General features: G+C 71.5%; 13 protein-coding genes. 9 read left to right on the top strand and 4 right to left on the bottom strand.

Annotated elements, in window-relative coordinates:
* The first annotated feature begins 40 nt into the window (after nucleotides 1–40).
* From HS041_RS23125 to HS041_RS23115, 3 genes are all read left to right on the top strand, one after another.
* Nucleotides 41–1,828 carry an N-acetylglutaminylglutamine amidotransferase gene (locus tag HS041_RS23125; protein ID WP_196442903.1) on the top strand — a complete coding sequence of 596 codons (1,788 nt, stop codon included), beginning with the start codon at nucleotides 41–43 and terminating at the stop codon, nucleotides 1,826–1,828.
* Nucleotides 1,828–3,696, top strand: coding sequence for a S9 family peptidase (locus HS041_RS23120; RefSeq protein ID WP_196442902.1), 1,869 nt, complete (start codon nucleotides 1,828–1,830; stop codon nucleotides 3,694–3,696). The genes HS041_RS23125 and HS041_RS23120 overlap by 1 nt, the downstream gene beginning before the upstream one ends.
* Before the next feature lie 149 nt (nucleotides 3,697–3,845).
* Nucleotides 3,846–5,648, top strand: a complete 1,803-nt coding sequence (locus HS041_RS23115; RefSeq protein WP_196442901.1) for a glycoside hydrolase family 43 protein — start codon at nucleotides 3,846–3,848, stop codon at nucleotides 5,646–5,648.
* 45 nt (nucleotides 5,649–5,693) lie between these two features.
* Here the strand turns inward: HS041_RS23115 and HS041_RS23110 are convergent, their stop codons facing one another.
* Entirely contained in the window at nucleotides 5,694–6,008 is a 315-nt protein-coding gene (locus tag HS041_RS23110) for an MmcQ/YjbR family DNA-binding protein (RefSeq protein WP_374058875.1), read from the bottom strand.
* A 28-nt stretch (nucleotides 6,009–6,036) separates the two neighbouring features.
* Between HS041_RS23110 and HS041_RS23105 the strand changes: the two genes are divergently transcribed.
* Both HS041_RS23105 and HS041_RS23100 read left to right on the top strand, forming a co-directional pair.
* A complete protein-coding gene (locus HS041_RS23105) occupies nucleotides 6,037–6,204 on the top strand; it encodes a hypothetical protein (protein WP_196442899.1) in 168 nt (55 codons plus the stop codon).
* A gap of 99 nt (nucleotides 6,205–6,303) precedes the next feature.
* Nucleotides 6,304–6,930 carry a hypothetical protein gene (locus HS041_RS23100; protein WP_196442898.1) on the top strand — a complete coding sequence of 209 codons (627 nt, stop codon included), beginning with the start codon at nucleotides 6,304–6,306 and terminating at the stop codon, nucleotides 6,928–6,930.
* Here the strand turns inward: HS041_RS23100 and HS041_RS23095 are convergent.
* Nucleotides 6,917–7,750 carry a TIGR02452 family protein gene (locus HS041_RS23095; RefSeq protein ID WP_196442897.1) on the bottom strand — a complete coding sequence of 278 codons (834 nt, stop codon included), beginning with the start codon at nucleotides 7,748–7,750 and terminating at the stop codon, nucleotides 6,917–6,919. The two genes, HS041_RS23100 and HS041_RS23095, sit on opposite strands and share 14 nt — an antisense overlap.
* 397 nt (nucleotides 7,751–8,147) lie before the next feature.
* Here HS041_RS23095 and HS041_RS23090 point away from each other — a divergent pair, with 397 nt between their 5' ends.
* Nucleotides 8,148–9,707: a hypothetical protein gene (locus tag HS041_RS23090; protein ID WP_196442896.1), complete on the top strand. Its 1,560-nt coding sequence runs from the start codon at nucleotides 8,148–8,150 to the stop codon at nucleotides 9,705–9,707.
* A 75-nt stretch (nucleotides 9,708–9,782) separates the two neighbouring features.
* Here HS041_RS23090 and HS041_RS23085 read toward each other — a convergent pair whose 3' ends face one another.
* A complete protein-coding gene (locus HS041_RS23085) occupies nucleotides 9,783–10,019 on the bottom strand; it encodes a helix-turn-helix domain-containing protein (protein WP_196442895.1) in 237 nt (78 codons plus the stop codon).
* Entirely contained in the window at nucleotides 10,019–10,516 is a 498-nt protein-coding gene (locus HS041_RS23080; protein ID WP_196442894.1) for a DUF2975 domain-containing protein, read from the bottom strand. Before HS041_RS23080 ends, HS041_RS23085 begins: the two co-directional genes overlap by 1 nt.
* An 894-nt stretch (nucleotides 10,517–11,410) precedes the next feature.
* On the opposite strand from HS041_RS23080, the gene helR reads away from it, so the two are divergent.
* The 3 genes from helR to HS041_RS23065 all read left to right on the top strand — a co-directional run bounded on the left by helR (nucleotide 11,411) and on the right by HS041_RS23065 (nucleotide 18,755).
* Nucleotides 11,411–13,558 carry an RNA polymerase recycling motor ATPase HelR gene (gene helR / locus HS041_RS23075; RefSeq protein ID WP_196442893.1) on the top strand — a complete coding sequence of 716 codons (2,148 nt, stop codon included), beginning with the start codon at nucleotides 11,411–11,413 and terminating at the stop codon, nucleotides 13,556–13,558.
* Nucleotides 13,559–13,907: 349 nt separating this feature from the next.
* Nucleotides 13,908–16,913, top strand: a complete 3,006-nt coding sequence (locus tag HS041_RS23070) for an AfsR/SARP family transcriptional regulator (protein ID WP_196442892.1) — start codon at nucleotides 13,908–13,910, stop codon at nucleotides 16,911–16,913.
* Nucleotides 16,914–17,006: 93 nt separating this feature from the next.
* Nucleotides 17,007–18,755, top strand: coding sequence for an FG-GAP repeat domain-containing protein (locus tag HS041_RS23065; protein ID WP_196442891.1), 1,749 nt, complete (start codon nucleotides 17,007–17,009; stop codon nucleotides 18,753–18,755).
* Nucleotides 18,756–18,897: the final 142 nt, after the last annotated feature.

Raw genomic sequence — 18,897 nt, 5'->3', positions numbered from 1 at the left:
GGTTCGAGGACAACACATTTTGTTTTGCGAGGGATGACTGATGTGCGGACTGAGCGGTGAGATCCGGTTCGACGGGCGCACGGCGGACATCGGCGCCGTGGGCCGGATGACCGACGCGATGCACGAGCGCGGCCCCGACGGATCGGGCCTGTGGTCGCTGGGGCCGGTCGCCCTGGGCCACCGGCGCCTGAAGATCATCGACTTGTCGGACAAGGCGGCCCAGCCGATGGTCGACAGCGCCCTGGGCCTGACGGGGGTGTTCAACGGCTGCCTGTACAACTACCGGGAACTGCAGGAGGAACTGCGTGGGGAGGGCTACCGCTTCTTCTCCACCTCCGACACCGAAGTGCTGATGAAGGCCTTCCACCGCTGGGGCCCGGACTGCGTGGAGCGTTTCAAGGGGATGTTCGCCTTCGCCCTCTTCGAGCGGGACACCGGCCGGCTGACGCTCGCCCGGGACCGGCTGGGAATCAAGCCGATGTATCTCGCCCGCGACGCCGACCGGCTGCGGTTCGCCTCCTCGCTGCCCGCCCTGCTGGCCGGTGGAGGGATCGGCGGCGACATCGACCGGGTGGCCCTGCACCACTACATGACCTTCCACTCCCTGGTACCGGGTGAGCGCACGATCCTGGCGGGCGTGCAGAAGCTCCCCGCCGCCACCGTGCGGACGATCGAGGCGGACGGCACGGTCAGCGACCGCCGCTACTGGCAGCCGCTCTACACCCGCTCGGCCCTGCCGGACCACTCCGCGATGAGGGCCGACGACTGGCGCGAGGCCGTACTGGAGCACCTGCGCACGGCCGTACGGCGACGCATGGTCGCCGACGTGCCGGTGGGCGTGCTGCTGTCGGGCGGCCTGGACTCCAGCCTGATCGTCGCGCTGCTGGCCGAGGAGGGGCAGACCGGGCTGTCGAGTTTCAGCATCGGCTTCCAGTCGGCCGGGGGCGTCAAGGGGGACGAGTTCGCCTACTCCGACCTGGTGGCCGCACGGTTCGGCACCGCCCACCACCGCATCCTCATCGACGACACCCGGCTGGTGAGCGGCCTGGAGCGCGCGGTGCGGGCGATGAGCGAGCCGATGGCCAGCCACGACTGCGTCGCCTTCCACCTGCTGTCGGAGGAGGTCGCCAAGCACGTCACGGTCGTGCAGTCCGGGCAGGGCGCCGACGAGGTCTTCGCCGGCTACCGCTGGTTCCCGCCGCTGGCCGGCGTGGCGCGCGAGCAGGCGGCCGCCGTCTACGCCCGGGAGTTCTTCGACCGCCCGCACGAGGCGCTGGCCGAGATCGTCTCGCCCGAGTACCTGATCGACCAGGACGCCAGCGGCGAGTTCGTCCGCCGCCACCTGGCCGCGCCCGGGGCCGACACCGCGCTGGACGCGGTGCTGCGGCTGGAGACCGAGGCCATGATGGTCGACGACCCGGTCAAGCGCGTGGACAACATGACGATGGCCTTCGGGCTGGAGGCGCGCACCCCGTTCCTCGACCACGAACTGGTCGAGCTGGCCGCGGCCTGCCCTCCCGAACTCAAGCTCGCCTCCGGCGGCAAGGGCGTGCTCAAGGACATCGCCCGCAAGCTGCTGCCCGCCGAGGTGATCGACCGGCCCAAGGGGTACTTCCCGGTGCCCGCCGTCCGGCATGTCGACGGGCCGCTGCTGGAGCTCGTCCGTGATGCGCTGACCGCGCCCGCCGCGCGTTCCCGGGGCCTGTTCAACCGGTCGTACGTGGACATGCTGCTCGCCGCGCCCAACGAACACCGGACGCCGGTCGGCGTCAACGTCCTGTGGCACCTTGGACTCCTGGAGCTGTGGTTGCAAGCCCAAGGAGTCTGATGACGCATATCCTCGGCGTCCGTGCTCACCTTCCGGCGGACGCGAGCCTGACCGCCTGGCACTGCCGGGCACCCGCCCTGGCGCCCGATGTGAGCGCCGTCGCCTTCGTCGGCGACTCCGACGGCTCACCCCGCGTCTGGATCCGGTCCCTGCAGGAGGATCGGGAGTGGCCGGTCGACACCGGGCCGGAGCCGGTCTCCGACGTGGGCTGGTCCCCCGACGCCAGGCGGCTGGCCGTCCTCGTCGTACCGCGCGGAGGCGAGCACACGCAGGTGTGGACGGTCCGGCCCGACGGCACCGACCTGCGGCCGCTGGCCGCCCCGGCGGGCGGGTCGGCCTCGTTCGTGCGCTGGACCGGGCGGGGCGAGCTCCTCCTCGTCGCCGAGACCTCCGCGTCGGGCCTGACCGAGGCGGTGCTGGTCGACGCCTCCTCCGGCGCCCGCGAGGTCGTCGCGGCCGGGCGGTTGCTGCACCCTGCGGCGATCAGCCGCGACCACCGGCGGATGCTGCTGCGGCGCGGTCCGCGCGGCGTCCGGCGGATGTACATGGTTGAGCTCCCCTCCGGTCTCCAGCACGGCCTTCCCGGCGGTCTCTCCGCCGCCGACCAGGAAGGGCTCTCGGGCGGGCCTGCGGGGGGCGGGGAAAGGCCGCTGCTGGCGGGGCTGCCCGGGTCCACCGGTTACGGCATCCTCTCCCCCGACGGCACGACCGTCTACCTGCTGACCGACGCGGGCCGTGACCGGGCCGCGCTGGTGGCGGTGCGGAAGGACGGCGAGGCCGCCGTGCTGGCCGAGCGACCGGACGCCGAGCTGGACCAGTTCGCGCTGAGCGCCGACGGCTGCCGTGCCGTACTGGTCTGGAACGCCTCCGGCAGGTCGGAGCTGGAGGTGATGGAGATGGACACCTGTACGGTGCACCCCCTTCCGCCGCCCGCCGAGGTGGTGTCGTCCATCAGGGTGTCGCTGGACGGCGACCTGGCCGTGATGGGGGCCGAGGGGCCCGGCCACCCTCCCCACGTGGTCCTGTGCGACCTGGCGACCGGCCGCTACCGGCAGGTCGCGGGGGCCGGGCGGCTCCCCGGGGCGGCCGAGGCGGAGCCGGTGCGCTTCCCGGCGCGCGACGGCGTGGAACTGACGGGCTGGCTCTACCGGGTCCCGGGGGCGCAGGCGCCGGCGCCCTTCCTCGTCCACCTGCACGGCGGTCCGGAGGACCAGGAGCGGCCCACCTTCAACCCGCTGTACCAGAACCTGCTGGCCGCCGGGATCGGCGTGTTCGCGCCGAACGTGCGCGGCTCGTCCGGCTCCGGCCGGGCCTTCCGCGACGCCGACAACCACGCGCTGCGCTTCCACGCGATCGACGACGTCGCCGACTGCGCCGGTGAGCTGGTACGGCTCGGCCTCGCCGACCCAGCCCGGATCGCCTGCATGGGATGGTCGTACGGCGGCTATCTGACCCTGGCGGCCCTCGTCACCCACCCCGGCCTCTTCCGCGCCGGGGTCGACGTCTGCGGCATCGCCGACTTCGAGACCTTCTACGCGCGGACCGAGCCGTGGATCGCCGCGGCCGCGGTCAGCGAGTACGGCCATCCCGACACCGACCGCGACCTGCTGCACGCCCTGTCGCCGCTGCGCTCCTTCGACCGGCTGGCCGTTCCGCTCCTGGTCGTGCACGGCGCCCATGACACCAACGTCCCGGTGTACGAGGCCGAGCAGGTGGTCCGGGCGGCGCGGGGACGCGGGGTGCCCTGCGACTACCTGCTGTTCGAGGACGAGGGGCACCAGTTCAGGCGACCCGCCAACCGGGTGACCTTCGTCAGGAACGTCGTCACCTGGCTCGAACGGCATCTGACCGCTCCCGCCCCGGCGTGACGGTTCCCGCCGTCGGCGGCCCTGCCGGATCCACCGGATCCGCCGGAAAACGGATCGGCTATGTACAACGTTGAATACAACGTTGTACAAAGATCTGGGAAAGGGGTCGTCCGGTCAGGGCGCGGGCGAGCCGGAGCGGAAGAGGTCTTATGGGTACCAGAGTCGTTCAACGCGTGATCATGGCATTGGCGGGATCGGCCTGCCTCCTCATGGCCGCCCCGGCCATCGCGGCCCCGGGCGCACCGGGCGCCCCGGCCGGGCCTGCCGGGCCGGCCGCGGCCCCCGGCGGGGAGCCGGGCACCTACACCAACCCGGTCAGCCGCACCTTCGCCGACACCTTCGCCGACCCGGCGATCGTCCGCGGCGAGGACGGCTGGTGGTACGCCTTCGGGACCAGCGACCCCCTGCGGGAGGGCGAGGGGAACCGGCACTACCTGCCGATCTCCCGGTCGCGGAACCTGACCGACTGGACCTACGTCGGTGACGCCTTCACCGGGGGGAACCTCCCCGCGTGGGCCGACACCGCGGCGGGCGCCAGCCTGTGGGCGCCGGACGTCCGGCGGGTGGACGGCGAGTACCGCCTGTACTACGTGGTCACCCAGACCACCGTCACGCCGGAGCAGAACGACAACGCGATCGGGATGGCCACCGCGCCCACGCCGGCCGGCCCGTGGACCGACTCGGGCGCTCCGGTCGTGGCCCCGCGCAGGGGCGGCGGCGGTCCCGGCGACTTCAAGTGGACCTTCGACCCGAGCCACGCCGTCGACACCGACGGGACCGAGTACCTCGTCTACGGCTCCTACTACGGCGGGATCTTCATCACGCGGCTCGACCCCACCGGCAGACAGGCCGTGGGCGAGCCCACGATGATCGCCATCGACAACAAGTTCGAGGGCGGTTACCTGCTGCGCCGCGGCGGCTACTGGTATCTGTTCGCCTCCTCGGCCGACTGCTGCGCGGGCCCGACCACCGGATACAGCGTCTACGCCGGGCGCTCCCGCGCCATCACCGGCCCCTACGTCGACCGGGAGGGCGTCCCGCTGGTCGCCTCACGGGCCGGCGGCACCATCGTCATCGCGCCGAACGGCAACCGCTGGGTGGGCACCGGGCACAACGCCGTCGTGACCGACCGCACCGGGCAGGACTGGCTGGTCTACCACGCCATCGACCGCGCCGACCCGTATCTCGACGAGCCGTTCGGGATCAACGAGCGGCCCATGCTGATCGACCGGCTCGACTGGATCGGCGGCTGGCCGACCGTCCGGGGCGGCGCGTGGGCCTCGGAGGACCCCCAGAGGTCGCCCGGCCGTACCGGGCCCGTGAAGGTCGCGCCCACTCCCCGTCCCGGCCCGGTCGACCCGCGTCTCAGCGACGAGTTCGACGGCACGGAGCTGCGCCCCGGCTGGAGCTGGGTGCGCGCACCGCAGGGAGAGCTCACCGGCGGGACGCTGCGCTGGCCGACGCAGGACGCCGAGCTCAACAGGGAGAACAACACCGCCTCGGTGCTCCTGCGCGAGGCGCCCGAGGGCGACTGGACCGCCGAGACCAGGCTCCGCATCGACCTGGGCACCGACACCGTCCGCAACTACCAGCAGGCGGGCCTGATCGCGTACGCCGGGGACGACCTCTACACCAAGCTCGTCCACGTCGCGATCTGGAACACCCGCCAGACCGAGTTCGGCAAGGAGATGCCCTACGCCGGCCGGATCGCCTACGGCGGCACGATCGTCGGTCCGCCCGCCGAGGAGACCCGGCTGCGGCTGATCCACCGCGTCGACCGGCGCAACGGGGAGCACGAGCTCCGCGCGGCCACCAGCCGGGACGGCCGCACGTGGGTCTTCGGCGGCGTGTGGACGCTGCCCGCCGAGGCCGACCTGCGCGTCGGGCTCATCTCCCTGGGAGGTGCCGGCGCCACGGCCGAGTTCGACTACTTCCGCCTCCACCGGCGCTGACGGGCCGTCCGCTCCTCCGGGGCGAGGGCGGTCCGGAGACCCCGGCTACCGCCCCGCCTCGTGGGCGTCGACCAGCTGTCTGGGCGCCGTCAGGCACCACGCCTCGGTGACCAGCTCGAACAGCTCGTCCGCCTCGATCTTCGCCAGATGCACCACGACCCAGCCGAACTGGCCAGCGGTGAACTGGATCTCGAAGACCTCCGGCCGCTCCGCCACCAGCGCGAGCTGCTCGGAGATCGTCGACTTGAGCCCGACGGTCTCGGTCCGCTCCCACAGGTAGCCGAACCCCTTGCCCCGCACCTTCAGCGAGATCCAGTCGCCGCCCTCGCTCTGCCGCACCTCGGGCAGCTTGTCCAGCATCGCCAGGAACTCGTCCACGCTCACAGCCATGGCCCACGTCTACCAGAAAGCCCCGACACTTTCCTCGCGCGGCCGGTCGATCCCGCCGACGCGACGCCCCGTCATCGGCGTCGGGCCCCGCCTGCGCGAGTCCGCCCCGAGCTCTCCCGTCGTCCAGGCGGACCGGGCCACCCATCCCATGCGCGACTATTACTGAACACCGGTGGCACCGCGGCCATCCCACGGAGACGGGCCCTCGCGCACGCCGCCGTCGCGGTGACCGCCACCGGCTCCCGTCGCTCCCCGGAGGTTCCCGTTGATCGCAGACCGGTACGGCTACGCCGTACTTCCGGGTCAGGCCATCGCCACACCCGGAGTGGACGCCGTCCTGCGCCGGCGCGAGCGCGCGGGCACCGTATGGGCCGTGGCCGGGCTGGTCCCCCAGGGCGGGCTCGCGCTCGCCCTCCTGCCGGCGGGAGGCCCGGCGGGGGCGATCGGCGGGATGCTCGCGGTCACGTTCTCGGTGACAGCGGGCCTGGCCGTGCTGTGGCGTCGCGCGCGGCGCAGGGAGCGGCGGATCCTGGAGACCTACGGCTGGCAGGTGTGGCCGTGTCGCACCCGGTCGGTGAAGGTGGTCGAGGCCGGTGGGGAGCGCGCGCGGGGCCGCCGGTGGGGCGCCGAGAACAGGGTGGTGCTGATGCAGCCGGACGGCCAGAGCCACTGCTCGTTCCCGCCGCCCTGGGACGGGTGGGACGGCCCCGGACACCGGGGCCCGGTGGCCGGGGACGAGATGTGGTTCGCCGGGGACACCCGGTTCGGCGGCGTCCTGGCGGTGCCGGGAGGCATGCCCTTCCGCTATGTCACGCGCGGCAGGCCGGGCACGAGAAAGGGCACCCCCGGGGAGGACGAGCTGGCCCGCCGTGCGGGACTCATGAGGAGCTGAGGAAGGCCCGGGCGAACGCGTCGTATGTCGGCGTGCCACGCTGCCGGTCCAGTACGGCGAAGCACACGTGGTCGAACCGGTCGCGTGCGGCCAGCGCTTGGGCGAAGGCGTCGGCGACCAGCGCGGGGTCGTTGCGGAACACCCCGCAGCCCCACGCGCCGAGCACCAACCGGCGGTGCCCGCGAGCCGCGGCCACATCGAGCACCCGGGCGGCCCTGGCCCGCAGCACCGCCGGCACCGTGTCCGCGGACTCCGGCTGGCTGCGCGCGATGGCGCCGGCGTTGGGCGCGGCCGCGGTCAGGAAGGCCACCCGGTACGGCTCGTCGAGCAGCCGTCCCCTGTCGTCGCGGAAAACCGGCACGCCGGGTGAGTAGACGACCCGGTCGCTGTAGCGCAGGTCCCCCTGCTCGCGGTGGTAGGCGTAGAACTCCGGGACGGCGGTGAGGCAGGCGTGCAGCGCCGACGCCCTGGCCAGGCTCTCCTCCTGCGCCTGGGCACCGGTGAGGAACCCGCCTCCGGCGTTCTTCGCCGAGGCGAAGACGAGGCAGGCGAGACCGGCGCCGTCATCGGCCAGCCGCCTGGTGGCCTGCAGCGCGGACTCCTCCGTGACCTCGACGTGCAGTCCGCCGGATGCGACGGGCCCATCCGCGCCGCGCGGGACCGCGCCGAGGTCCTCGCCGGGCAGATACAGCCGGGTGCCCGACACGGCGCGCGCGACGTCGTCCGCGAGCCGTATCCATCGGCCGTCCGGCGCCTCGTAGCCGCCGTGCCGGACGAGGGTGACCGTGTCTCGTGCGATGGCGCGCAACCGGGTGCTCATGGTCTGGCATTGTGGCGTCCGGACCGTTCCCTCCGCGAGGGGTTTTGTCCTTGACCGCGCGGGTCAGGCCGCGCAGCGCGACGACCCGCTCCGGGCCTGCGACCCCCGCTTCGGCGAGGATGCCGAGCACCGCCTCCGACCAGCGCAGCACACCCGCCGAGCGGTGCCGGTGGGTCATCGTCAGCGGCACGACGCCGGGGTGCGCGCCCACGCGGTCGCGGACCCTGCCGACCAGGACCGCTATCCGCCCGGCCCTTTGCCGCCTGCCGGAGACTTGACCGGGAACGGCGTTGCCCATCGGAAACGCCAGGGCATCCCGGGCTTGACGGAAACCTCAGCACTCCCCCGGCCGGCGCAAGAGCGGACACCGGCTGCCGAACTCCTGATGGGGAGCATCATGCAGACCGAGGACATGACCGGCTACTACACGTACCGAGGTTTCAGGGACCTCACCGGTCAGACGGACGACTTCAACGCTCTCCGGTTCGGGGAGGGGGAGCTCCTGCTGTTCGCCCGGCCCGACGGAACCGTGTCGGGGACCCTTTCCTTTCCCGCCGCCCCCGGCGTGGAGGAAAAGGACTTCATGGATCTCACGGGTCGGGTGTCGGACTGGGCGTCCGCCCGGTTGGAGTTCACCGGAAGAGGCCGCCCGGACACCGGGACCGCTGCTTTCCACTATGAGTACGACGGGACCTTCACACACAGGTGGGAAGCCGGCGTCAGCCAGCGGCCGGCACTCACCGGGACGGTCCTGCGCGCCTCACCGCACGGATCGGCCCCCGCGGGCGACACGGCCAGCTTCGTGGCGGTGAAGCGGGAGCTCGCCCATCCGCGGGACGTGCCGGGAGTCGCGCTTCTTCCGGAGGTCACCGCCATGCTCGCCTCACGGGTCCACCGCCTACGACACACCACCTGGCACACACTCCGCTCCACATGGCGCGCTCCTCTCAACGACGACGACCGCAACGAGATCACGCAACTCGGCTGGGCCATCGCCCGCCCGCCTTTCATGGACGACCGCCGGCTGGATCTGAACAACGGCGCCGGCGAGGACTTCCTGTACATGCACCGCAGGATGATCCGCATGGTGAACGAGATCAACGAGCGGGCGGGCGTCGCACCCGTCAGAGGCTGGAGGTCCGTTCCCGGCCCGACCGCGCCGCAGTTCGCCTACGTCGAGCAGGATGATCCGGACGCCTCCGGCGGCAAGGTCTACAAGTACTCGCCCGCGGACTCGGGATTCATGGTCCCTCCCGCCGAACGGAGATTTCTCGATCTGCTCGCCCCTGAGGACCGGGCTGCCACGGAGCTGGTGAAGGCGCCGGTCTTCCACACCGGCACCATGAGGATCCAGGAACGCGCGTTCACGTCGCCGGCCTATCTTTCCGGCCTGTCTCTCGGCGCTCTGGGCAGTCTCCTCGAGTTCTCGATCCACAATCCGATGCACGGGCGGTGGTCGTCCATGCATCGGGATGCGCAGGGGAATCCGGCTCCGCTGCGGGATCCGTTTGATTTCGACGAGAAGTGGGACGACCCAGGCTACGACTACCTCGGAGAGTTCTACTCCTCACACGTCAATCCGGTGTTCTGGCGCCTCCACGGCTGGGTGGACGATCGCATCGACGACTGGTTCCGGGCACATGAGGCGGTCACGCCGGGCGAGGTCGAACGCCGGGAGCTCAACGGGATCTCATGGTTCGGGCCCGGGAAGTGGGTCGTGACCGCCGATCCCTTCGACTGGCCCGGCAGCGGGCACGACCACATCGGACATGGTCATCCCGGCGACGAGCAGGCCGTCGACGACATGCTCGAAGTCCTCCGGATCGTGGAGAGGGCGGTGAACCGGGAACCACGCGAACGCGTCCTGACCGATACGGGTTTCCGGGAGCTGTCGACCGGCGGCCTCATGAGCTTCACGCGGTGGATCGATCCGCGCATCCTCTCCCGCCGAACCTGAAGGTTCGGGAACCGCGCGTCGGCCTGCCGGGACCTGTGAGCACCGAGACCCGCGACGCGTCGGCCCCGGCCGCCGTCACCCGTCCGCGGCCTCGGCCTCGGCCTCGGCCTCGGCCTCCCAGCGCAGCAGGTCTCCCGGCTGGCACTCGAGCACCTCGCACAGCGCGGCGAGCGTCGAGAAGCGCACCGCCTTGGCACGGCCGTTCTTGAGCACCGCCAGGTTGGCGGGGGTGATCCCGACGCGGTCCGCGAGCTCGCCCACGGACATCTTCCGCCTGGCCAGCATCACGTCGATGTCGACGGTGATCGGCATCAGATCACCTCGTCCAGCTCGGCCCGCATCTGCGCCGCCTCGACGTCGCGCGCGACGGCCTGGGCGAGGAGCATCCGCAGCACGAGCACGATGAGCGCCACCCCCAGGACCGCCACGGCGGCCCCGCATATCAGCAGGACGATGCCCGGCGCGACGGGGTCGCCCGGCGCCAGGAGGACCGCGAGCGAGAACACCACCAGGGCGGCCGCCACGAACGCGCCGATCACGACGTCCACGTACCGGAAGGCGGCGTGGGAGAACACCGTGCCACGTCGCACCATCGTCACCAGCCGCCACACGCAGACCAGGACGACCTGGATCGTCACGACCCCCAGGACCGTGATCACGAGGAACGGGGTGCGCAGGTACGCGAATTCCGCGCGGAGCTCCTCCATGTCGGCGGCCAGCAGCGGCACCATCACCGTCTGCACGAACACCGAGCCGGCGAGCAGCACCACGAGCACGGCGCGCAACGCGAGCACTGTCAGCTTTCTCATCGCCCCTCCTTCGATCGAGTTACAATGGAAATCTATCGATAATCGATAGCTCAAGCAAGAGGTCGGATCGGCCGACGAGGTGGGCCGCCATCCGGAGACCGTGCGCCGCTTCGACGCCGAAGGCCCCGACGAGCTCGGAGATCAGCGCGGTCCGGGCCGCACGCCATGCATCCCCCGGCAGCGGCGCTCACGGATCACCGCGCCGGCCACGACCATCCCGCCCCGGGCGGCGCGGGTGTAGCCTCGCGTCTACCGGGATCAGCCACGAGGGCGGAGGAGAGGAGAAGCCGGAACGGCGGTGGTCGCCACAGCAGACCTCGGAACGGCTGCGGCGAGGGTGCGCGCCGTGTTGCCCGCCGACGCCCCGACGTCCTTGCGGCAGCCTCGCGACCGGACTTCCTCACTGCGACCGAAAGCCCGGCAGCGGTCCCTGACAGTAGTCCCCGGGAATAGTTCCCGGCAGCAGCCCCCGGAATAGCCCCCGGGAGTGGTGCCCGGTGATCGCCCACGGCGCGGGAAAGAGGGAGTGCACACTCCTTTCCACTCTCAACGTATAGCGCACCGGGGGGCTTGCGGCAAGACCCGGGTCGTGCTGCAGAATCGTCGGCCGAGGCCAGTGCCTGCGGAAACGGGGGATGCGAAGTGCGTGTGTCGTCGTCGACGCATGGGTGGCGCGAGGACGCCGAACCGGACGACCCCGCCCTCCCGAGAGACCCCCGAGACCCGCGCGTGGGCGACCGCCGCGGCCGGCACGATCCGCAACGGCGGGGCGACGGTGGCCGCGACGCCGCCGCTCGAGGCGATCGGCCGAGAAAGGCCGCCGGTGTCCGCGTGAACCACGCGGGATCGTCGAGCCGGGAGAGCGCCTCGTCCACCTCAGATCGGAGCTATGACGTGAACCCTCTGACCACCAGCGCGTTCGACCTTCCCGGCCACCTGTCGCCCAAGGCCGACCCGGCGCTGATCGCCGGCGACGAGCAGCATTTCGCGGCCGTCGCGGAGAGCCTCGAGCAGTCGATCGCCGACCTGTCCGACCGCCTCGATGCCGAGCGCAGGGCGCCCGGCGGCAAAGGCCGGCAGGCGATGGACCGGGACATGGAGATCCACCGGCTGACCGCTCGCCTGCGCGCACTGCGTCGCTTCGGTCTGGACCTGTGCCTCGGGCACATGGTCGGCGCAGACGACCCCGAGCCCGTGTACGTCGGGCGCCTCGGCCTCACGGACAGCGCGGGTCGCCGGCTGCTGCTCGACTGGCGCTCCCCCGCGGCCGAGCCGTTCTTCGGAGCCACCCACGCCAACCCGATGGGCCTGACAAGCCGCCGCAGGTATCGCTGGACCCGCGGCCGGATCAGCGACTACTGGGATGAGGTGTTCACCTCGGACGGGTTGGTCGGGCACGCCGCGCTCGACGACCAGTCCGCCTTCATCGCCAGCCTCGGCGGCAACCGGTCGGCCCGGATGCGAGACGTGCTCGGCACCATCCAGGCCGACCAGGACGCCATCATCCGCGCGGGATCCCGTGGCGCCCTCGTCGTCGACGGCGGCCCGGGTACGGGGAAGACCGTCGTCGCCCTGCACCGCTCCGCCTACCTCCTCTACTCCGACCCCCGCCTCGGTCACCGCCGGGGCGGCGTGCTGTTCGTCGGTCCGCACCAGCCCTACCTGGCCTACGTCGCCGACGTCCTCCCCAGCCTCGGGGAGGAGGGCGTGCAGACCTGCACCCTGCGGGACCTCGTCGCCGAGGGAGCCGCGGCAGCGATCGAGACCGACCCGGACGTGGCCCGCCTGAAGTCGTCGGCGAGCCTGGTGAAGGCGATCGAGCCGGCCGTCAGGTTCTACGAGAACCCTCCCGCCGAGGGGATGACGGTCACGACCCCCTGGTCCGACATCTGGCTGAGCGCCGACGACTGGGCCGAGGCGTTCGAGGCACCGGAACCCGGTACTCCGCACAACGAGGCGCGCGACCAGATCTGGGAGGAGCTGCTCACGATCCTGGTGGACAAGCACGGCGGCGACGCCTCGCCTGACCTGCTCCGCAAGTCGCTGCGGCGGAACAGGGAGCTGCTCACGACCTTCAACCGCGCGTGGCCGCTGATCGAGGCGGCCGACCTCGTCGGAGATCTGTGGTCGGTACCCGCCTACCTGCGGATGTGCGCTCCCTGGCTCAGCCCCGATGACGTTCGGCAGCTGCAGCGCGAGGACGCCCAGGCGTGGACGGTGTCCGACCTGCCGCTCCTGGACGCAGCACGGCAGCGGCTCGGCGACCCGGAGGCGTCACAACGCAGGCGCCGCCATGAAGCCTCCGTCGCCGCCCAACGCGAGCGTATGGCCAAGGTCGTCGACGCCCTGCTCGAGGCCGATGACGACGGTGAAGGTGTGGTGACGATGCTGCACGGACAGGACATACGGGACGCCCTGGTCGACGAGACCGCATCGCCCAGCACCGAACCGGACCTGCTCGCCGGCCCGTTCGCGCACATCGTCGTGGACGAGGCCCAGGAACTGACCGACGCAGAGTGGCAGATGTTGCTGCTCCGGTGCCCGTCCCGGAGCTTCACCATCGTCGGGGATCGCGCCCAGGCCAGGCACGGGTTCACGGAGTCGTGGCAGGAACGGCTCGAGCGGATCGGGCTCGACCGGATCAACCTGGCCTCCCTGAGCATCAACTACCGGACACCGGAAGAGATCATGGCGGAAGCCGAGCCGGTCATCCGGGCCGTGCTCCCGGACGCCAACGTGCCGACCTCCATCCGCAGCAGCGGCGTCCCCGTCGTCCACGGATCCGCTTCGGATCTGAGCTCGATCCTCGACACCTGGCTCGCCGCACATGCCGACGGGATCGCCTGCGTCATCGGTGATCCCACATTCCGGACGACGTCCCGCGTCCGATCGCTGACCCCGGAACTGTCGAAGGGGCTCGAGTTCGACCTGGTCGTCCTCGTCGACCCGGAGGCGTTCGGCGAGGGCGTCGAAGGAGCGGTCGACCGCTACGTCGCGATGACCCGGGCGACCCAGCGACTCGTCATCCTCACGAGCTCCTGACGTCGGCCTTTGAGGGGCGGAGCGGTTTCCGCGGTACCCCGGAGGGTCGCTTCGGCCGATCCGTACACCGCGTTCGCGTTCCGACCTGGGCTGGGCCCTGGCCCATTGATGCCCGCCGAAGCGGAGCAAGCTCGACCGGTGCCGCGTCGGGCGACGTCCACCCCGGTCTTGGTCGCATTACTCTTCGCCCACACGTCCGAACCGTTGTCACCGGGGCGCGATGCTGGTCGGGGTCCGCCCCGGCCATGGCCAGACAAAAAGGATCTGGCGGCCACAGCATCCTTAATCGACAATGTCCCCAGCTTGATCGTCATGTCTGCACCGAGAAGGCCGAGAGCGGGAGACAGCGGTGGAATTTCGGCTCCTGGGGGCGGCCGAGGTGGCGGCCGGCGGATCGCTGGTGCCCCTCGGCGGGTCCAAACCACAGACACTGCTGGCCGCGCTACTGCTCGAGCACGGCCACATCGTGCCGATCACCCGCCTGATCGACATCATCTGGCCCGACAACCCACCGGACACCGCCAGGGCAGCGATCCAGACCTACGTCAAGACGCTGCGCCGATCGCTGGCCCTGCACGGCGCCACGGACGTGATCGTCACCCACCCGCCCGGCTACCTGGCCCGGATCCCCAGCGGATCGCTGGACGTGGACGAGTTCGACCGGCTCCTGACCCGGGCACGCCAGACGTCCGCGCCCCGGGAGACATCCGACCTGCTCACCGCCGCACTGGCCTTGTGGCGAGGGCCCGCCCTGGCCGGACTGGGCGGCTCCCTGCTGGCCGGCGAGGCGGCCCGGTTGGAGCACCTGCGGCTGACCGCCGTCGAGGAACGCATCGCCGCCGATATGGCGCTGGGACAGCATGGCCGGTTGGTGGCTGAGCTGGCCATGCTGGTCGGCCGCCACCCCGCCAACGAAAGGCTGCGCGGCCAGTACATGACCGCCCTGTACCGGCTCGGCCGCCGGTCCGACGCTCTGGCGACCTTCCGCGAGGGCCGCGACGCCCTGATCGAGGAGCTCGGGGTGGATCCGGGCCCGGAGCTGACCACCCTGCACCAGGCGATCCTGCGCGGCGACCCCGCCCTGGCCGCGCCGCCGACCGGCGAGGTGGCGCACACCGCCGCGCCGGCCCAGTTGCCGCTGGCACCCGCCGACTTCACCGGCCGCGCCCCTCAGGCCTCGGCCCTGATCGCGGCGCTGACGCCCGAGCCGGACACGCCCATCCAGGTGATCGCGGGCCGCGGCGGCAGCGGCAAATCCGCCCTGGCCGTCCACGTCGCCCACCGGGTCGCGGCCGCCTTCCCCGACGGGCATCTGTATGCCGAACTGCGCGGGATGAGTGACGCCCCCGCCGACGCCGGTGAGGTGCTGGGACGGTTCCTCAAGGCGTTGGGGGTGGAGGCGGCGGCCGTCCCGGCATCCACCCCCGAGCGGGCCGAACTGTATCGCCGCCTGCTGGCTGATCGACGGGTGTTGGTGCTTCTCGACGACGCCGCCTCCGAACGGCAGGTCCGTCCGCTGCTTCCGGGCGGACCCGGCTGCGCCGTACTGGTCACTGCACGCAACCGGCTCGGCGGACTGTCCGGAGCCTGCCGTACCGACCTGGACGTCCTGGACACCGGCGAGGCGGTCGAGTTGCTCGCCCGGATCGTCGGCACCGAGCGGGTGGCCGCCGAGGAGCAGGCGGCGCGGGCCATCGCCGAGCTGTGCGGACGGCTGCCGCTGGCGCTCTGCATCGCCGGCGCACGGCTGGCCACCCGGCAGCGCTGGCCGTTGCGGCTGCTGGCTGAGCGGCTGGCCGACGAACGCCGCCGGTTGGACGAGTTGGCGATCGCGGACCTGGAGGTCCGGGCCGGCTTCGAGCTCAGTTACCGGGGACTGGACGCCGACGCGCAGCGGGCGCTGCGGCGGCTGGGGTACCTGGGGGTGCCGGAGTTCTCCCCGCCGATCGTCGCGTGGTTGACCGGCACCGGCGAGATCCTCGCCGAGGACGTGGTGGAGCGGCTGGTGGACGCGCACCTGGTCGACTTCAGCCGGGTCGACGAGGTGGGCGGCCTGCGGTACCGGTTGCACGACCTGGTGGGTCTGTACGGGCGCGAACGGGCCGAAGGCGAGGAACCGGACGAGGCGCTGGCAGGAGTGGCCCAGGTACTGGGCGCCTGGCTGAGCCTCGCGGAGCAGGTCGCCGTGGACACCCCGTCTGAGGAACTCGGCTGGCTGCGGCCGCCGGTGGCGGCGCCCTCGATGCCGCAGGAACTGCTGGCCCGGGTACGGCAAGCCCCGCATGCCTGGTTCGAGGTCGAACAGCCCGCGCTGGTCGTCGGCCTGGAGCGTGCTGCCGCAATCGGTCTGCACGCTCTGGTCTGCCAGTTCGCCTCGGCCCGGCTGGGCCCGTCCTTCCTGGGGGTCAACCGGTTCGGCGCCCGGGAGCGGATCAATCACGCGGCGCTGACCGCCGCCCGGGCCGCCGGCGACCGGTACAGCGAGGTGACCATGCTGGCCGAACTAGGGCACCTGCGTTACCTGCAGGATCGCTATCCCGAGGCCCGGCAGCACTTCACCGAAGCGCTCGGCGCCTTCCGTGAACTGAGCGACCCGCGCGGTCAGGCGATCTCGCTGATCGGGCTGGGCGCGGCCTGCCGTGAAGCCGGCCGCCTGGTCGAATCCCTGCATTTCCTCGACCAGGCCGGCCCGCTGCTCAGGAGGCTCGGCGAGGACAGCGGAATCGGCGACATGCAGCGGCTGGCCGCCTCGGTCCGACTGGAGCGCGGCGACTACGCCACCGGCTGGACGAATCTGGTCGAATCACTGGCCGCCTACCGGCGCGCCGGCAGCCACCGAGGCGAGGCGCTGACCTTGCGCATCATGAGCCTGTTCCACCGGGCGACCGGCCGGTACGGCCCGGCGATCGACACCGCCGGGCAGGCCGTGGCCATCTTCAGCCGGCTCGGCGACAGGCTGATGGAGGCCTATTCGATCCGTGCGCAGGCCAAGGCCCGGTTGCGTCTGGGCCAGGCCGAGCAGGCGCTGGCGTCACTGGAGGACGTGCTGTCGGTCTGCCAGGCGATGGGGGATCGCTGGGGCCAGGGAGTCACCCTGCGCACCCTCGGCGAGCTCCACCTGGCCGACGGGCGTCCGGAGAACGCGGCCGCCTGCCTGGCCGCGGCGATGGAGGTATGGCAGGACGTCGAGGCCCCGCTCTGGCGCGCCCGCACGGAATGCGTCCTCGCCCTGCTCCATGAGGCCCGCGGCGAACCAGAGGCCGCCGCCGCCCTTCGTGCCCAGGCGCTGAAGACCTTCCACGACCATGGCGCCCGCGAGTACGGCGAGCTCACCGCAGGTCCGGGAGTCCGCTGAAAACCATCCGCCACGGATTTTCAGCGAAGTTTCAGTACCCGGCTCGAGCCTTCCGGTGTCAGGGATCACCCCCCTCCACCAGAAGGAATCCCCATGAAACTCAACCACCTGGTCTCCGGCACGCTCAGCCTGATGGCGGCCGCGGCCCTCGGCCTCGCCGGGGCCGCGGTGACCACGGTCACCGCGGCCCCGGCCCACGCGAGCGCCGCGGCGGCCCGCGCCGCCTCCACTCCCGGTGGCCAGATCACTCGCTCCGAGGTGCTCGCCCGCGCTCAGAACTGGGTTGACCGCGCGGTCCGGTACAACCTCACACGACGCTCGGACACGCTTTACACAGACGTGGAAGGAGACAACAGATACGGCCCGGACTGTTCCGGGCTGGTCTCCATGGCATGGCACATCACCGCCAACTCCGGCAAAGGCGGAAACAGCACCGACGACTTCGAGAGCTGGTCGGGGAAGCACTACCTGGGCAGCCTGCACGATCTGAAGCCCGGAGACGCGATCCTGAAGTCCGGCCATATCGAGCTGTTCGCCCGATGGAAGAATCCCGCCGATCACTCCCAGGGAGCGTGGACCTACTCCCTCAACGGCGGAGACGACCGCGACGGCGACGGCTGGCGGGACGACTGGGCCAAGGGGCCGACGGCCAACTCCCACGGCCAGGTGGGCAGCGAGTCGTGGTCCGGCCTGCAGAGCTACCGCCCGATCCGCTACAACAACATCATCGACGACCTGGCCGCGCCACCGTCCCAGGACTCGTCGGTCGGGCAGGCGTCGGGAGACTTCAACGGCGACGGCCGGACGGACTCGGCGATGATGTACCGCCACGCCGACGGCTCCATCCAGCTGTACACCTCCCTGGCCAACGCCAACGGCGACTTCACCCCCTTCACGGGCAGCTACACCGTGCCCGCCGCAGCGGGCTGGGACTGGAACGCCTTCAAACTCCTGGCCGGTGACTACAACGGCGACCACCGCGCCGACCTGGCGATCATGTACCGCCACACCGACGGCTCGATCAGCATGCACACCTCCCGCGCCAGCACCAGCGGCGCTTTCGCCTCCTTCACCAGCGCCTACACCGTGCCCGCCGCAGCGGGCTGGGACTGGAACGCCATCCGCCTGGTGTCCGGCGACGCCAACGGCGACGGCCGGGCGGACGCGGTGATGATGTACCGCCACGCCGACGGCTCCATCCAGCTGTACACCTCCCTGGCCAACGCCAACGGCGACTTCACCCCCTTCACGGGCAGCTACACCGTGCCCGCCGCAGCGGGCTGGGACTGGAACGCCTTCAAACTCCTGGCCGGTGACTACAACGGCGACCACCGCGCCGACCTGGCGATCATGTACCGCCACACCGACGGCTCGATCAGCATGCACACCTCCCGCGCCAGCACCAGCGGCGCTTTCGCCTCCTTCACCAGCGCCTACACCGTGCCCGCCGCAGCGGGCTGGGACTGGAACGCCATCCGCCTGGTGTCCGGCGACGCCAACGGCGACGGCCGGGCGGACGCGGTGATGATGTACCGCCACGCCGACGGCTCCATCCAGCTGTACACCTCCCTGGCCAACGCCAACGGCGACTTCACCCCCTTCACGGGCAGCTACACCGTGCCCGCCGCAGCGGGCTGGGACTGGAACGCCTTCAAACTCCTGGCCGGTGACTACAACGGCGACCACCGCGCCGACCTGGCGATCATGTACCGCCACACCGACGGCTCGATCAGCATGCACACCTCCCGCGCCAGCACCAGCGGCGCTTTCGCCTCCTTCACCAGCGCCTACACCGTGCCCGCCGCAGCGGGCTGGGACTGGAACGCCATCCGCCTCGTGTGAATCTCCGGGGTTCGAACCAGACGGTCCGAACCCCGGTTTCTTTTTGCCGGGTGTCCGGGCCGATGTCGAGGACGGCGCAACGGAGCACTTCCCGTCGCATCCCCACCAAGCAGTGACCGCCACTGGCCGAGTCGCCGAAGGA

The sequence above is a fragment of the Planomonospora sp. ID67723 genome, assembly GCF_015711605.1.
In the GTDB taxonomy this organism is placed as follows: Bacteria; Actinomycetota; Actinomycetes; order Streptosporangiales; family Streptosporangiaceae; genus Planomonospora_A.
Note: the sequence above shows the minus strand (reverse complement) of the source record. Positions and strands in the feature narration are given on the sequence as shown.

Coding starts and splice junctions, on each gene's coding strand:
- HS041_RS23090 (WP_196442896.1), top strand. CDS start 8,148: ATGCAGACCGAGGACATGACCGGCTACTACACGTACCGAGGTTTCAGG.
- HS041_RS23120 (WP_196442902.1), top strand. CDS start 1,828: ATGACGCATATCCTCGGCGTCCGTGCTCACCTTCCGGCGGACGCGAGC.
- HS041_RS23125 (WP_196442903.1), top strand. CDS start 41: ATGTGCGGACTGAGCGGTGAGATCCGGTTCGACGGGCGCACGGCGGAC.
- HS041_RS23115 (WP_196442901.1), top strand. CDS start 3,846: ATGGGTACCAGAGTCGTTCAACGCGTGATCATGGCATTGGCGGGATCG.
- HS041_RS23065 (WP_196442891.1), top strand. CDS start 17,007: ATGAAACTCAACCACCTGGTCTCCGGCACGCTCAGCCTGATGGCGGCC.
- HS041_RS23105 (WP_196442899.1), top strand. CDS start 6,037: ATGGCCCACGTCTACCAGAAAGCCCCGACACTTTCCTCGCGCGGCCGG.
- HS041_RS23080 (WP_196442894.1), bottom strand. CDS start 10,516: ATGAGAAAGCTGACAGTGCTCGCGTTGCGCGCCGTGCTCGTGGTGCTG.
- HS041_RS23110 (WP_374058875.1), bottom strand. CDS start 6,008: ATGCTGGACAAGCTGCCCGAGGTGCGGCAGAGCGAGGGCGGCGACTGG.
- HS041_RS23095 (WP_196442897.1), bottom strand. CDS start 7,750: ATGAGCACCCGGTTGCGCGCCATCGCACGAGACACGGTCACCCTCGTC.
- HS041_RS23085 (WP_196442895.1), bottom strand. CDS start 10,019: ATGCCGATCACCGTCGACATCGACGTGATGCTGGCCAGGCGGAAGATG.